Here is a 12,669-nt window from a genome sequence, read left to right on the forward strand (position 1 = left end):
GAAATGTCCGAAGTTGGCCGCCTGGTCCTCCTCGGCGCGCCGCTCGGCAACCCGGCCGACGCGTCCGCCCGCTTCCGCGAGGTGCTCGCCGCCGCCGACGTGGTCGCCGCCGAGGACACCCGGCGGCTCACCCGGCTGGCCCGGGACCTCGACGTCGTCGTGCCCGGCCGGATCGTCTCCTACTTCGAGGGAAACGAGGAGCGCCGCACCCCCGAGCTGGTCGAGGTGCTCCGCGAGGGATACGTCGTCGCCCTGGTCACCGACGGCGGGATGCCCAGCGTCTCCGACCCGGGGTACCGACTGGTCCGGGCCGCGCTCGACGCCGGTGTGCCGGTGACCGCCGCCCCCGGCCCGAGCGCCGTCACCACCGCGCTGGCCCTGTCCGGGCTGCCCAGCGACCGGTTCTGCTTCGAGGGCTTCCTGCCCCGCACGCCCGGCGCTCGGCGCTCCCGGCTGCGCGCCCTGGCGGCCGAGGAGCGGACCCTGGTGCTCTTCGAGGCCCCGCACCGGATCACCGGCGCGCTCGCCGACCTGGCCGCCGTGTTCGGCGCCGACCGGCCGGCGGCGCTCTGCCGCGAGCTGACCAAGACGTACGAGGAGGTGGTCCGCCGGCCGCTCGGCGAGCTGGCCACCTGGGCCGCCGACAGCGGGCCGCGCGGCGAGATCACCCTGGTGGTGGCCGGTGCCGCGCCGGCCGCCGCCGAGCGACCGGACGACGCGACGTTGCGCGCCGCCGTGGCCGAACGGGAGGCCGCCGGCCTGTCCCGGCGAGACGCGATCAGCGAGGTCGCCACCGGGTACGGCCTGCGCCGCCGCGACGTCTACGCGGTCGTGCACGCCTGAGGTGTCTTGGCGGTCGCCCCGTCGACGCCCCGGCCGGCGGCGCGGCGGGGTGGGGCGCGGCGAGGTGGGCGGAGCGGGGCGCGGGAGGTCCCCCGCCCGACCGGCCGACGGGGGTCACCACGCGTCGGCGAGGAAGCCGGCCGTGATCACGAGCGGGCCGGCCACGGCGGCGGCCACCGCCCACCGGCGGGCCCGCCGGTCGGCGAACAGGGTGGCACCGGTGCACCGGGCGATCGCCCCGCCGCACGCCAGCACCAGCAGCAGCCCGAGCAGCCAGCTCAGGTGCCGGCCGACCCCCGTGTCGGCGTACGCCGCGTCGGACGCCGGCCCGGTCATCCCGGCCGGCAGAACGGAGCCGGTGGCGCTGCGCTCGGCGGGCACCCCGCTGATCCGTACCCCGAACGCGACGAACCGGCCGTCGTCGGCGGTGAAGATCCCCCGGCAGCGCTGGGTCAGCCCGCCGCCGGTGCACTCGCCGATCACCACGGTGCCGGTGACGCGGTGCCCGACGGCCAGCCAGAACGGGCCCGCGCTCACCCAGGCGAAGAAGGCGGCGAGCAGGCTCAGCGCCAGAAGCGCGGAGAGCCCCTGCCAGGGCTCCGGCGGCCGGGCGGGGCGGTCGGCCCGCCGCCGTCGGGCCAGGGCAGCGGCCGCCCGGTCGCCGTCGCCGCGCCGCCACCGGCCGTGCCCCTCCCGCAGCGGCGTGCCGTCCCAGTGCACCTCCTCGATCGGCGCCCAGAACAGCCCGTCGTCGGACCCCGGCGGGTCACCGGCGGCGGTTCCCGGTCGGGGCCGACCGCCCGGCTGCCGGACCGGGACCCGGCGCGGCACGGCGCCGACCGGCGCCCCGGTGGTCGGCTCCATCTCCACCGGCCGGCCGGCGGCGCCGGTGGCCTGCCCGGGCACGACGCCCGACCCGGCCTGCCCGGGCACGACGCCCGACCCGGCCGTCCCGGGCACGACGCCCGACCCGGCCGTCCCGGGCACGACGCCCGACCCGGCCGTCCCGGGCACGACGCCCGACCCGGCCGTCCCGGGCACGACGCCCGACCCGGCCGTCCCGGGCACGACGCCCGACCCGGACAGCAGCGCGCCCGGCCCGGGCACGACGCCCGACCCGGACAGCAGCGCGCCCGGCCCGGGCACGACGCTCGAACCGGACAGCAGCGTGCCCGGCCCGGGCACAGGGTTCGGCCCGGGCCCGGTACTCGGCTCGCGCGCAGCGTCCGGCCCGGGCAGGGCGGCCGGCCGGGACGGGATGCTCGGCCGGGGTTCGGCGGCTGGCCCGGGCAGGGCGATCGGCCGGGTCGGCCCGGGCGGAGCGATCGGTCCGGCCGGTCCGGGTAGGGCGATCGGCCGGGTCGGCCCGGGCAGGGCGATCGGTCCGGTCGGCCGGGGCGTGCCGGCGGCGGGCGCCCCGGTTGGTTCGGTTGGTTCGGCGGCCGGGACCGGCCGGGGCTGTGGCGCCACGGTCCCGGCCCGGGGCGACGGTCCGGGCAGCGGGTCGTCGCCCCGGGCCGACCCGGCGGGCGGCTCCTCGTGCTCCCGGGCGGCTCGTCTGGCGGTCACGGGCTTCATTGGACACCGGTCGGCGTGGGTGTCCGGGCAGCTCAGCCCGCGTGTCGGCGACAAATAGGGCAACGGGTCGCCCGCCGACGCCGCCCGGTCGCCGAGGCCTCCTCGACCCGCCCCGTCCGCGCCGGGCCGGGCCGCCCCGCTGCGGCGTCGACCGCCCGGGTGGCCTGTTGGTTCGCGGGGCACCCGACGAGGTCACTAGGCTTGCTGGTCATGAGTCACGTTCTCGCAGCGGTAGCCTGGCCTTACGCCAACGGCCCGCGCCACATCGGCCACGTCTCCGGTTTCGGCGTTCCCTCCGACGTCTTCGCCCGGTACATGCGGATGGCCGGCCACGACGTGCTCATGGTGTCCGGCACCGACGAGCACGGCACCCCGATCCAGGTGCAGGCCGACGCCGAGGGGGTCACCCCGCGCGCGCTGGCCGACCGGTACAACCGGGTGATCGCCGAGGACCTGCGGGCGCTCGGGCTGTCGTACGACCTGTTCACCCGCACCACCACCCGCAACCACTACGCCGTGGTGCAGGAGTTGTTCTCCGGGATGCACCGCAACGGCTACATCGTTCCGAAGATCACCGTCGGCGCGATCTCCCCGTCCACCGGTCGGACGCTGCCCGACCGGTACATCGAGGGCACCTGCCCGATCTGCGGGTACGACAGCGCCCGCGGCGACCAGTGCGACAACTGCGGCAACCAGCTCGACCCGGTCGACCTGATCAACCCGAAGTCCAAGATCAACGGTGAGACGCCGGAGTTCATCGAGACCGAACACTTCTTCCTCGACCTGCCGGCCCTGGCCGACGCCCTGCGGCAGTGGCTGGACAGCAGGGAGGGCTGGCGGCCCAACGTGCTGCGGTTCTCGAAGAACCTGCTCGACGACCTCCAGCCCCGGGCGATCACCCGGGACCTGGACTGGGGCGTGCCGATCCCCCTCGACGGCTGGCGGGACCGGCCCGACAAGCGGATCTACGTGTGGTTCGACGCGGTCATCGGCTACCTGTCCGCGTCCATCGAGTGGGCCCGCCGCACCGGCGACCCGGAGGCGTGGCGGAAGTTCTGGAACCCGCAGGGCGCCGAGGGCGGCACCCCGTCCGCCGGCGGAGCCGACGGTGACGCGCAGAGCCACTACTTCATGGGCAAGGACAACATCGTCTTCCACTCGGTGATCTGGCCGGCGCTGCTCGGCGGCTACTCGGGCGAGGGCTCGCGCGACGGCGAGCCGGGCCGGCTGGGCCGGCTCAACCTGCCCACCGAGGTGGTCTCCAGCGAGTACCTGACCATGGAGGGGCGCAAGTTCTCCTCCTCCCGCAAGGTGGTCATCTACGTCCGGGACTTCCTGGAGCGGTACGACGCCGACGCGCTGCGCTACTTCATCGCCGTCGCCGGCCCGGAGAGCAACGACACCGACTTCACCTGGGCCGAGTTCCTCCGCCGCAACAACGACGAGCTGGTCGCCGGCTGGGGCAACCTGGTCAACCGGTCCGTCTCGATGGCGGCGAAGAACTTCGGCGTGATCCCGCCGATCGACCCGGCGGGGCTCACCGAGGCCGACGAGGCGCTGCTCGCCGCCGCCCGGGCCGGCTTCGAGACCGTCGGCGGCCTGATCGGCCGGCACCGGCAGAAGCAGGCCATCGGCGAGGCGATGCGGGTCGTCGCCGAGGCCAACAAGTACCTCTCCGAGCAGGCCCCGTGGAAGCTCAAGGACGAGGCCGACAAGCCCCGGATGGGCACCATCCTGCACGTCGCCCTCCAGGTGATCAGCGACGCGAACACGCTGCTCACCCCGTTCCTGCCACACTCCGCGCAGAAGATCCACGAGCTGCTCGGCGGCACCGGCGTGCACGCGCCGATGCCCGTGCTGGAGGAGGTCGACGACCTCGACGGCGGGCCCGCGTACCCGGTTCTGACCGGGGACTACACGGTCGGGACGCGCTGGGAGTCCGTACCGCTGGAGGCGGGCCGGCCGCTCTCGGCGCCGAAGCCGATCTTCCGCAAGCTCGACCCGTCGATCGTCGACGAGGAACTGGCCCGGCTCGCCGGCTGACCACCGCGCCGGTCCGACCCACCGCCGGTTCGACCTGCCGCGCCGGCGCGGCCCCGCCCCCGGGGACCGCGCCGGCGGTACGGCCGTCGGGCGGCCTCAGCGCCGGGCCATCGCCGGGGCCACCACGAACTCCAGGATCGCCCGGTTCACCTCGTCGCTGTTGGTCCACGGGATGCCGTGCGGCGCCCCCTTGAGCGTGATCAGCCGGGCGTCGGGCAGCATCGACTGCAATCGCTGCCCGGTCGCCGCGTACGGCAGCACCCGGTCCTGGTCGCCCTGCACGATCAGCACCGGTACGTCGATCCGGGACAGGTCGGGCCGGAAGTCGGTCAGCCAGGCGTCCACGCACTGGTACGTGCCGATCGCCGAGGCCCGGGTGCCGATGTCCCAGTGCGCCCGGTACGCCTCCTCGCTGACCAATTTGCCCTTGTTGTCCGCATAGTTGAAGAAGTTGTCGCAGAAGCTGGTGAGGAACGCGAACCGGTCGGCGAGGATCGCCTGCTGGAACCCGTCGAACAGGCTCCGGTCCACCCCCTCCGGGTTGTCGGCGGTCTTCAGCAGGAACGGCGCGAGCGGGGCGAGCAGCACCGCCCGGTCCACCCGGTTCGACCCGTACGTGCCGAGGTAGCGGGTCACCTCCCCGGTGCCCATCGAGTGCCCGATCAGGATCGCGTTGCGCAGGTCCAGCTCGGTCATCAACACGTCCAGGTCGGCCGCGAACGTGTCGTAGTCGTACCCGGCGGCGGGCTGGCTGGAGTTGCCGAAGCCCCGCCGGTCGTACGTGATCGTGCGGTAGCCGGCGGCGAGCAGGGCGCTGGTCTGCTTCTCCCAGGTCGCCCCGTTGAACGGGAACCCGTGGATCAGCACCACCGGTTGCCCGGCGCCGTGGTCCTCGTAGTACAGGTCGATGGGCGCGGAGTTCTCCGCGCCGACGGTGATGAAGGGCATGTCGTCTCCCGGAGCGGGGTCGGGGCCGTCGGACGCCCGGCGCATTCCCGGCCCTCCCGCCGTTATGCCCGCCCACCACCGCTCCGGGCCGACCGGCGGTGTGTGATGCTGACGGCGATGACAGAGCCGACTGAGTCCCGCCGCCAGCGGGCCACCCGCCGGGCCGGGGAGTTCCCGCCCGCGCCCGAGCCGCTGCCCCGCCCCGTGCCGGACAGCCACACCCACCTGGACATCACCGTCACCGAGGCCGGTGCCCCGGCCGGCGGGGCGGGCGGGAACGCCGCCGCCGACGACCCGGTCGCGGCGGCCGTCGCGGTGGCCGCCGAGGCCGGCGTGGACCGGCTCGTCCAGGTCGGCGTGGACGTGGCGTCCTCCGCGTGGAGCGCCGACGCGGCCGACCGCTACCCGGCGGTGCTGGCCACCGTCGCCCTGCACCCCAACGAGGCGCCCCGGCTGGCAGACCTCGACGAGGCGCTGCGGGCGATCGAGGCGCTCGCCGCCCGGGACCGGGTGCGCGGGATCGGCGAGACCGGGATGGACTTCTACCGCACCGGCGACGAGGGCCGGGCCGCGCAGGAGGAGAGCTTCCGGGCGCACGTCGCCATCGCCAAGCGGTACGGCAAGGCCCTGGTCGTCCACGACCGGGACGCGCACGCCGACGTGCTGCGGATCCTCGACGACGAGGGCGCCCCGGACACTGTCGTGCTGCACTGCTTCTCCGGCGACGCCGGATTCGCCGCCGACTGCGTGCGCCGTGGCTACCTGCTCAGCTTCGCGGGCACCGTCACCTTCGGCAGCGCCGTCGCGCTGCGCGAGGCCGCCGCGCTCACCCCGCTGGACCAGCTCCTGGTGGAGACCGACGCGCCGTACCTCACCCCCACCCCGCACCGGGGGCGCCCCAACGCGTCGTACCTGATCCCGCTCACCGTGCGGGCGCTGGCCGCGACCACCGGCGCGGACCTCGACGAGCTGTGCGCGGCGCTGTCCGCCAACGGCGAGCGCGCGTTCGGCCCGTGGTGACCGGCCTGCTCGGCCCGGCGGAGATCCGGGAACTCGCCGCCCGCCTCGGCGTGCACCCGACCAAGAAGCTCGGCCAGAACTTCGTGCACGACCCGAACACCGTCCGCCGGATCGTCACCGTCGCCGGCCTGGCCCCGGACGACGTCGCCCTGGAGGTCGGCCCCGGCCTCGGCTCGCTCACCCTGGCCCTGCTGCCGGTGGCCGCGCACACCCACGCCGTGGAACTCGACGCGACGCTGGCCGCCGCGCTGCCGGAGACCGCCGCCCGGTTCGCCGGGCCGGCCGCCGCCCGGCTGACCGTGCACCACGCCGACGCCCTGCGGATCGGCGCCGCCGAGCTGGCCGACCCCGCGCCGACCGCGCTGGTGGCGAACCTGCCGTACAACGTGGCCGTGCCGGTGGTGCTGCACCTGCTGGCCGAGCTGCCCAGCCTCCGGCAGGGCCTGGTGATGGTGCAGAAGGAGGTCGCCGACCGCCTCGTCGCCGGCCCCGGCTCCAAGGTCTACGGCATCCCGTCGGTCAAGCTCGCCTGGTACGCCAGCTCCCGCGCCGCCGGCCGGGTGCCGCCCAACGTGTTCTGGCCGGTGCCCAATGTCGACTCCGGACTGGTCGCCTTCACCCGCCGCGAGCCGCCCCGCCCCGACGTGCCCCGGAAGCAGGTCTTCGCCGTCGTCGACGCCGCGTTCGCCCAGCGCCGCAAGACCCTGCGGGCCGCCCTGGCCGGTTGGGCCGGCGGCGCGGACCGGGCCGCCGCGGCGCTCACCGCCGCCGGCGTCGACCCCGGCGCGCGCGGCGAGTCGCTCACCGTCGAGCAGTTCGCCGCCATCGCCGCGTCGGCCCCGACCGCCCCACCGGCCGCGCAGTAGGCTGACGCGGTGCCCGCAACCGGGCACGCGTACGACCTGGCCGACGGACGGTACGCCGCCGGCCGCCGACTCCGCCGAGGAGCTGATCGTGACCAAGCCGTTCGACATCCGCCTGTGCCCGCGGGACATCGCCCCGTGACCGAGGCCTGGGGACCGGACGACGATGACGACCAGCAGCGGCGCGGGGCCAGCGGCCCGGTCCGGGTGCGGGTGCCCGCCAAGGTCAACCTGCACCTCGGGGTGGGCCCGCTGCGCCGGGACGGCTACCACGAGCTGAACACCGTCTACCACGCCATCTCCATCTACGACGAGCTCACCGCCCGCCGCGGCGACACCCTCATCCTGACCATGGAGGGGGAGGGCACCGGCGAGCTGGCCCTGGACGACACCAACCTGGCCATCCGGGCCGCCCGCGCCCTCGCCGGGTACGCGGGCGTCCCGCCGCACGTCCGGCTGCACCTGCGCAAGCAGATCCCGCTGGCCGGCGGGCTGGCCGGCGGCAGCGCCGACGCCGCCGCCGCGCTGGTCGCCTGCGACGCCCTCTGGGGCACCGGGCTGTCCCGCGACGAGCTGGCCGGGATCGCCGCCGACCTCGGCTCCGACGTGCCGTTCCTGATCCACGGCGGCACCGCGCTCGGCACCGGCCGGGGCGAGGCGGTCAGCCCCGTGCTGGCCCGCCCCACCTCCTGGCACTGGGTGGTCGCCATCGCCGATGGCGGGCTGTCCACCCCCGCCGCGTACGCCGAACTCGACCGGCTCCGCGAGGCCGGGGCCGCCGGCCCGCCGCTGGGCAGCACCGACGGGCTGCTCGCCGCGCTGCGCCAGCGCGACCCCCGGGTGCTCGCCGCCAGCCTCGGCAACGACCTCCAGGACGCCGCGCTCGCCATGCGCCCGTCCCTGGCCGGCACCCTGAAGGCCGGCGAGGCCGCCGGGGCGCTCGCCAGCATCGTCTCCGGCTCCGGGCCGACCTGCGTGTTCCTCGCCGCGAACGCCGACGATGCCGACCGGATCGCCGCCGAGCTGGCGACCGCCGGGGTGTGCCGCCAGGCGCGCACCGCGCACGGCCCCGTGCCCGGCGCGCGGATCGGCTGAGTCGGGAATACGCCCGCCGGGCGGGCTGAGTCGGGAACACGGCCGCCGGGCGGGGGCTGAGGCGTACGCCCGCCGGGGCGACCCGGAGTGTCCGCGTACCCTTGGAGGCCAGGCGTCCCCAGGTGCCCGCCGGCACCGGGACGCCTTCATCATGAAAGGTGGGTTCGTGGCCAACATCGTCAACCTGGACCGGGTGTCCAAGGGGTACGGCGCCGCCGGGCCGCTGCTCACCGACGTCTCGCTCGGCCTCGACGACGCCGACCGGATCGGCGTGGTCGGCCTCAACGGCGCCGGCAAGTCCACCCTGCTGCGGCTGCTCACCAAGCAGGAGGAACCGGACGAGGGCCGGGTTACCCACCGTCGCGACCTGCGCGTCCTCTGGCTGCCGCAGGCCCTGACGCTCGCCCCCGAGGCCACCGTCCGGGACGTGGTGCTCGGCACCGCCTGGCTCGGCGAGAGCATGGGCGCCGAGCACGAGTGGGCCGGCGACGCCGGGGTCCGCGGCATCCTCGACGGCCTCGGCATGCCCCACCTCGGCCTCGACCAGCCCGTCGGCCCGATGTCCGGCGGCGAGCGCCGCCGGGTCGCCCTGGCCGCCCTGCTGGTCCGCGACTCCGACCTGCTCATCCTCGACGAACCCACCAACCACCTCGACGTCGGCGGCGTCGACTGGCTGGCGAAGCACCTGGTCGGCCGCAAGGGCGCCCTCGTCGTGGTCACCCACGACCGGTGGTTCCTCGACGCGGTCTGCACCGACACCTGGGAGGTCGTCGACCAGACCGTCCGGGCGTACGAGGGCGGCTTCGCCGCCTGGACCCTGGCCCGCGTCGAGCGGGACCGGGTCGCCGCCGCCACCGAGGCCCGCCGGCAGAACCTGCTCCGCAAGGAGATCGCCTGGCTGCGCCGCGGCCCGCCCGCCCGGACCAGCAAGCCGCAGTTCCGGATCGACGCCGCCAACGCGCTGATCGCCGACGTGCCGCCGGCGCGCGACACCATGTCGCTGCAACGGCTCGCCACCGCCCGGCTCGGCAAGCAGGTGTACGACCTGGAGGGCGTCCGGCTGCACGCCGGGCCGAAGGAGATCCTGCACGACGCGACCTGGCATGTCGGCCCCGGTGACCGGATCGCCATCCTCGGCCGTAACGGCGCCGGCAAGACCACCCTGCTGCGGATGCTGGCCGGCATCACCCACCCCGACGGCGGACGGTTCGCCACCGGCTCCACCGTCCGGCCCGCGTTCCTCTCCCAGGAGCTGGCCGAGCTGCCCGGCCACCTGCGCGTCCTCGAAGCCGTCGAGGAGGTCGCCCGCCGGGTGCAGCTCGGCGACCGGGAGGTCTCCGCCGCCCAGCTCGCCGAGGTCTTCGGCTTCGACGACCGCCGGCTCTGGACCCCGGTCGGTGACCTCTCCGGCGGGGAGCGCCGCCGGCTCCAGATGCTCCGGCTGCTCGCCGGCGAGCCCAACGTGCTGCTCTTCGACGAGCCCACCAACGACCTGGACACCGACACCCTCGCCGCGCTGGAGGACCTGCTCGACTCCTGGCCCGGCACCGTCATCGTGGCGAGCCACGACCGGTACCTCATCGAGCGGGTCACCGAATCGGCGTACGGGATGTTCGGCGACGGTCGGCTCGTGCACCTGCCCGGCGGCGTCGACGAGTACCTGGCCCGGACCGCGAACCAGCCGCTGGCCGCGGTCGCCGGCGCCCCCGCCGCCACGGCGGACGCCACCCCGGCGGCCGGCGGCATGTCCGCCGCCGAGGCCCGGCAGGCGAAGAAGGATCTCACCCGGCTGGAACGCCAGATCGGCAAGCTGGACCAGAGGGAGGCGGCGCTGCTCGACCAGCTCGCCGCGAACGCCACCGACTACGCCAAGGTCGCGGAGCTGGACGCCCAACTCAAGGACATGCGGGCCGAGCGGGAGCAGGTCGAGGAGACCTGGCTGGCCCTCGCCGAGCAGGTCCCCGGGAACTGAGCCGGCCGGCGCCCGGAAGGCGAGCCGGCCTCGGGTGGGGGGTGTGCGGCGTCACAGCCCGCCGTGCGGGACAATCCCAGGTGACCCCTCACCCGCACGGTCTTGGAGACTCAGACATGGCCCACACCCCCGTCAACCACCCCGCGCGGCCGATCTACCGGGCGATCGGCGGGCTCGTTGGTCTGTATTTCGTGGTCTTCGGAGTGCTCGGCATCATCGCCAGCGCCGGCAACGACTTCCTCGCCCAGGATGACACGAAGGTGCTCGGCCAGGGGACCAATCTCGGATTCTCGCTGCTCAGCATCCTGCTCGGCGTCGCGATTCTGGCCGGCACCGTGATCGGCCGTAACCTCGACGTCGCGATCAACCAGTGGCTGGCGTACGCGCTCATGGTCCTCGGCCTGGCCGAGCTGGCCTTCCTGCACACCGACGCCAACGTCTTCAACTTCACCATCTTCACCGACATCGTGGTGCTGACCCTCTCGATGGTGCTGCTGATGGTCGGCATGTACGGCAAGATCGGCACCGAGGAGGAGACCGAGGCCTGGCAGAAGGCTCGGCTCGTCCTCTGAGGCTCGCCCTCTGGCCCGGGTCGCCGCTGCGGGGATCTGCTGGTTCCGGTCCCGCTGCGGCGGTTCGGCCGGTATCCGGCCCTCGCGCGGGCGACAATCCTTCCGGACGGACACATCTGGACGGAGGGGTCATGGCGCACTTTCCGGTCAACCACCCGGCGCGGGCGCTCTACCGCGTCCTCGCCGGGGTCATCGGGCTCTACATCCTGGTCTTCGGCGTCTGGGGAGTGGCCACGACCTGGGGCGAGGGGCTGTTCGACCGGGGCAGCACCTGGGCCCTCGGCCTCCGCACCAACCTCGCGTTCTCGCTGGTTTCGGTGATCTTCGGGGCCGTGCTGATGGTCGGGGCGTCCCGGCGGAGCAACCTCGGCCACTACATGAACCTGACCGCCGGGGTGGTCTTCCTGGTCACCGGCGTGTTGATGATGTCCGTCCTGCAGACCTCGGCGAACTTCCTCAACTTCTCGATGTCCACCGTCATCGTGTCGCTGCTGTTCGGGCTGGTGCTCCTCGCCACCGGCCTCTACGACAAGATCGGGCCGCCCGAGCACGCCGAGGCCGAACGCCGGCACCGCCGCGCCGCCGTCCCCGGCGGTCGCTGAACCCGGCCGTTCCGGACCCAGGTCACCGGCCCTTCGCCGTGATCAGGGTCGGCTTCGCGTCCAGGTGCGACAAGCCGTTCCAGGCCAGGTTGACCAGGTGCGCGGCCACCGTCTCCTTACGTGGCTTGCGCACCTCCAGCCACCAGCGCCCCGTCAGTGCCACCATGCCGACGAGGGCCTGCGAGTAGAGCTCGGCCAGCTTCGGGTCGTACCCCCGGGTCTTGAACTCGGCGCCGAGGATGTGCTCGACCTGGTGCGCGACGTCGTTCATCACGCTGCTGAAGTTGCCCGTCGCGGACATCACCGGCGACTCCCGGACCAGCACCCGGAACCCGCTGGTCTCCTCCTCGATGTATCCGAGCAGGGCCATCGCCGCCTGCTCCAGCAGCTCCCGCGGATGACCGGCGGTCAGGGCCGTGGTGATCCGGTCCAGCAGGGCCCGGACCTCCCGGTCCACCACCACCGCGTAGAGCCCCTCCTTGCCGCCGAAGTGCTCGTAGATCACCGGCTTGGAGACCTTCGCCCGGGCCGCCACCTCCTCGATCGAGGTCGCGTCGAAGCCGCGCTCGGCGAACAGCTGCCGGCCGGTCGAGATCAACTGTTCACGCCGCTGCGCCGCCGACATTCGCACCCGCGCGGGCGGCTTGCCCGCCGCCGCCGGAACCGCGCGCCGCCGACCACTTGCTCCCTCGCCGACCGGACCGTCCACCATGTTGTCACCTCGCCGGCGCTTGGGGACGCCCTGTCGTGGGATGCCGCTGCCTCCGCTGTGCACGCCGCCGACCCGTCCGATTCCGGGACGGTGCCGCCGCGTCGTCCGACCGTACCCGTGCCGGCCGACCCGGCGTCGGCCGGCACGGGACCCCGTTCGGGCCTGACCAGCCTGGCCGCGATCCGCTCCGGCTTCGACCAGCGCACCGCCCAGGCCGCCCCCGCCTTCTCGAACAGCCAGATCACCCGGGCCGAGATGTCGACCTGGCCGCGCAGCACACCGTGCCGGGCGCTCGCCGGGTCGGCGTGGTGCAGGTTGTGCCAGCTCTCGCCGAACGACAGGATCGCCAGGGGCCAGAACGACGCGTCGCCGGAGTGCCGCGCCGGCCGCTCCGGAGGGCCGGCGGGATCATGAGGGGAAC

11 protein-coding genes and 1 pseudogene are annotated in these 12,669 nt (G+C 74.6%); 8 read left to right on the forward strand and 4 right to left on the reverse strand.

Translation table 11 applies throughout. From position 1 onward, the window contains the following. The first annotated feature begins 3 nt into the window (after positions 1-3). A complete protein-coding gene (rsmI, locus tag OG617_RS17985; RefSeq protein WP_405103775.1) occupies positions 4-843 on the forward strand; it encodes a 16S rRNA (cytidine(1402)-2'-O)-methyltransferase in 840 nt (279 codons plus the stop codon). 114 nt (positions 844-957) lie between these two features. On the opposite strand, the gene OG617_RS17990 is transcribed toward rsmI, so the two are convergent. Next, positions 958-2,412, reverse strand: a complete 1,455-nt coding sequence (locus OG617_RS17990) for a hypothetical protein (RefSeq protein WP_405103259.1) — start codon at positions 2,410-2,412, stop codon at positions 958-960. 219 nt (positions 2,413-2,631) lie between these two features. Here OG617_RS17990 and metG point away from each other — a divergent pair, with 219 nt between their 5' ends. Then, positions 2,632-4,464: a methionine--tRNA ligase gene (metG, locus tag OG617_RS17995; protein ID WP_405103261.1), complete on the forward strand. Its 1,833-nt coding sequence runs from the start codon at positions 2,632-2,634 to the stop codon at positions 4,462-4,464. Between the two features lie 96 nt (positions 4,465-4,560). Here the strand turns inward: metG and OG617_RS18000 are convergent, their stop codons facing one another. Beyond that, on the reverse strand, positions 4,561-5,412 hold the full coding sequence (locus OG617_RS18000) for an alpha/beta fold hydrolase (protein WP_405103263.1): 852 nt from the start codon (positions 5,410-5,412) through the stop codon (positions 4,561-4,563). Between the two features lie 105 nt (positions 5,413-5,517). Between OG617_RS18000 and OG617_RS18005 the strand changes: the two genes are divergently transcribed. From OG617_RS18005 to OG617_RS18030, 6 genes are all read left to right on the forward strand, one after another. Continuing rightward, positions 5,518-6,432 (forward strand): TatD family hydrolase, encoded by a 915-nt coding sequence (locus OG617_RS18005; RefSeq protein WP_405103265.1) that lies wholly within the window; start codon positions 5,518-5,520, stop codon positions 6,430-6,432. Continuing rightward, positions 6,429-7,298: a 16S rRNA (adenine(1518)-N(6)/adenine(1519)-N(6))-dimethyltransferase RsmA gene (gene rsmA / locus OG617_RS18010; protein ID WP_405103777.1), complete on the forward strand. Its 870-nt coding sequence runs from the start codon at positions 6,429-6,431 to the stop codon at positions 7,296-7,298. The genes OG617_RS18005 and rsmA overlap by 4 nt, the downstream gene beginning before the upstream one ends. A gap of 135 nt (positions 7,299-7,433) precedes the next feature. After that, positions 7,434-8,390 carry a 4-(cytidine 5'-diphospho)-2-C-methyl-D-erythritol kinase gene (locus OG617_RS18015; RefSeq protein WP_396683640.1) on the forward strand — a complete coding sequence of 319 codons (957 nt, stop codon included), beginning with the start codon at positions 7,434-7,436 and terminating at the stop codon, positions 8,388-8,390. 166 nt (positions 8,391-8,556) lie between these two features. Beyond that, positions 8,557-10,362, forward strand: a complete 1,806-nt coding sequence (locus OG617_RS18020; RefSeq protein WP_405103268.1) for an ABC-F family ATP-binding cassette domain-containing protein — start codon at positions 8,557-8,559, stop codon at positions 10,360-10,362. A gap of 116 nt (positions 10,363-10,478) precedes the next feature. Beyond that, entirely contained in the window at positions 10,479-10,934 is a 456-nt protein-coding gene (locus OG617_RS18025; protein ID WP_405103270.1) for a DUF4383 domain-containing protein, read from the forward strand. 131 nt (positions 10,935-11,065) lie between these two features. Further along, positions 11,066-11,536 (forward strand): DUF4383 domain-containing protein, encoded by a 471-nt coding sequence (locus OG617_RS18030; RefSeq protein ID WP_405103272.1) that lies wholly within the window; start codon positions 11,066-11,068, stop codon positions 11,534-11,536. 22 nt (positions 11,537-11,558) lie between these two features. On the opposite strand, the gene OG617_RS18035 is transcribed toward OG617_RS18030, so the two are convergent. Together OG617_RS18035 and OG617_RS18040 are read right to left on the reverse strand one after the other, a co-directional pair. Continuing rightward, positions 11,559-12,248 (reverse strand): TetR family transcriptional regulator, encoded by a 690-nt coding sequence (locus OG617_RS18035; protein ID WP_405103274.1) that lies wholly within the window; start codon positions 12,246-12,248, stop codon positions 11,559-11,561. Between the two features lie 164 nt (positions 12,249-12,412). Next, positions 12,413-12,640, reverse strand: a pseudogene (locus tag OG617_RS18040) (acyl-CoA desaturase); the annotation flags it as partial. Positions 12,641-12,669: the final 29 nt, after the last annotated feature.

It is taken from the genome of Micromonospora sp. NBC_01412 (genome assembly GCF_045040215.1).
In the GTDB taxonomy this organism is placed as follows: Bacteria; Actinomycetota; Actinomycetes; order Mycobacteriales; family Micromonosporaceae; genus Micromonospora; species Micromonospora rubida.